At 63.3% G+C, this 2,001-nt stretch carries 3 protein-coding genes; all 3 read right to left on the reverse strand.

The genetic code is table 11. The annotated features are described in order from the left end of the window. On the reverse strand, positions 1-150 hold a 150-nt coding region (locus AHiyo1_RS02340), incomplete at its 3' end, for an iron-sulfur cluster assembly protein (RefSeq protein WP_113990555.1). Positions 151-161: 11 nt separating this feature from the next. Next, positions 162-806, reverse strand: coding sequence for a DUF1003 domain-containing protein (locus AHiyo1_RS02345; protein ID WP_084784317.1), 645 nt, complete (start codon positions 804-806; stop codon positions 162-164). Between the two features lie 48 nt (positions 807-854). Continuing rightward, positions 855-2,001 (reverse strand): magnesium transporter MgtE N-terminal domain-containing protein (locus AHiyo1_RS02350; RefSeq protein WP_059387494.1); only part of this gene is annotated, 1,147 nt, incomplete at its 5' end.

Below are 2,001 nucleotides of genomic sequence, written 5' to 3' on the forward strand. Positions count from 1 at the left end.
GATGGTCAGCAGCACCGCAACCCGGACGGTTCCGTCCGGACTGGCCTCTACCGAATCCAGCATCCCCAATTCCGTGATGGGCCGGCGGAGTTCGGGATCGATGACGGTTGCCAAGGCAGCGTTGAGGGCCTCGACGGATGGTGTGCTCATGGGGTGGGTGTTCAGCTTTCGGGCTGGGCGGGGGGACCCGGGTTCCGCGTTGGCGACGTGCCGACGGACGAGAGGTCGGGTTCGGATTGGCTGGCGCTGGAATGCGCCGGATGGATCTTGGGGATCTGCTGGGTGGGAGGATTGCGCTGTTTGTTGCGCTTGTCCTTGATTTTGTCCTTGGCTTTCTCGCCGTTGTTGGAGCCGCCGGAATTGTTCGGCCCCAACTCTTCCTGCGCTTCGAGCAGATCCGACAGCAGCGAGCGGAGTTCGGCGCGCACGTAATCCCTGGTTGCGACCTCGCGCAGGGCGATGCGGAGAGCCGCGACCTCACGGGTCAAGTATTCGGTGTCAGCCAGATTGCGCTCGTCACGGGCCCGGTCCTGCTCGATTGTCACGCGGTCTCTGTCGTCCTGGCGGTTCTGGGCCAACAGGATCAGGGGCGCGGCGTAGGAGGCCTGTGTGGAGAAGAAGAGATTGAGGAGGATGAACGGGTAGGGATCCCACTGGAAGCCGAACAAGCCAATAACGTTGAACGCGATCCAGACGATCACGAAGATCGTCATGTAGAACAGGAAATTCGCCGTACCCATGTAACGGGCGAAGCGTTCGGCAAACCGGCCGAAGGCATCGGGATCGCTGCCGAAATTCGGCAGCATGCGGGAACGCAGCTCGAGCGGGGTGTCCAATCCTCGCTGGTGGGCTTCTCAGCCAATTCGGCCTCCTAGTTTCCTGATCGGGGCTCCGTCTTCGTGGGTTCGCCAGTCGTCCGGGAGCAAATGGTCTAGGAGGTCATCAACAGTCACCGCCCCTACGAGGCGGCCGGCGCTATTCACGACCGGGAGGGAGTTGAGGTTGTAGGAGGCCATGGTGTGGCTGACCTCGCTGACGCTGGCGTGATCGGAAACCGGCTCCAGGTTCTTGTCCACGATGCTGCCCAGCTGTTCGGGCGGGGCGCTGCGGAGCAATTGCTGGATATGCACGACGCCGAGGAATCGTCCCGTCGGTGTCTCCAACGGCGGGCGGCAAATGAAGATGGCCGAGGCCAGGGCGGGGGAGAGCTCCTCGCTGCGCACATGGGCAAGTGCCTCGGCCACCGTGGCTTCCGGTGGAAGGATGACGGGAACCGGGGTCATGAGGCCGCCGGCGGTGTCCTCGTCATACTGCAGGAGCCTGCGGACATCGTCAGCCTCGTCGGGCTCCATCAGGAGCAGTAGTTCCTCGGCCTTCGCGGAAGGCAGGTCAGCCAACAGGTCTGCGGCGTCGTCCGGGTCCATTTCTTCCAGGACGTCGGCTGCGCGTTCGTTGTCCAAAGCGGACAACAGCGTGACCTGGTCTTCTTCCGGCAACTCCTGGAGCACATCGGCGAGGCGTTCGTCCTGCAGCTCGCTGGCCACTTCGATCCGTCGTTTGTCCGACATCTCCTGGAGTGCGTCGGCGAAGTCGGCCGGCTTGAGGTCCTCGTGCGTGGCGACGAAGTGGCTTGCACCTTGGGGATCGTTCTCGGAGCCCTGCAGCGTGTCCGCCCAGTCCACCAGGAGGGTATGGCCGCGGCGCAACCCCCGGAGCCTGGACGTAGACGTGCCGCGTCGAATGAAAAGCTTGGAGACGAGCCAGTCACCGTTGCGCTGCTGGTCCATGGCGATGTCTTCGATGATGGCGTCGCCGCTGCCGTCCTTGAGGGTCACCTTGCGGTCAAAGAGCTCGCCGACCACCAGTTGCTCGGCACCGCGTTGCTGGAAGCGCCGCAGGTTGACCAGTCCGGTACAGATGATCTGGCTCTGGTCCATGGACGTCAGCCTGGTCATGGGAACGAAGACGCGCTTCTTGCCCGGAACTTCGACGACGATACCC

It is taken from the genome of Arthrobacter sp. Hiyo1 (genome assembly GCF_001263615.2).
In the GTDB taxonomy this organism is placed as follows: Bacteria; Actinomycetota; Actinomycetes; order Actinomycetales; family Micrococcaceae; genus Arthrobacter.

Coding starts and splice junctions, on each gene's coding strand:
- AHiyo1_RS02345 (WP_084784317.1), bottom strand. CDS start 806: ATGCTGCCGAATTTCGGCAGCGATCCCGATGCCTTCGGCCGGTTTGCC.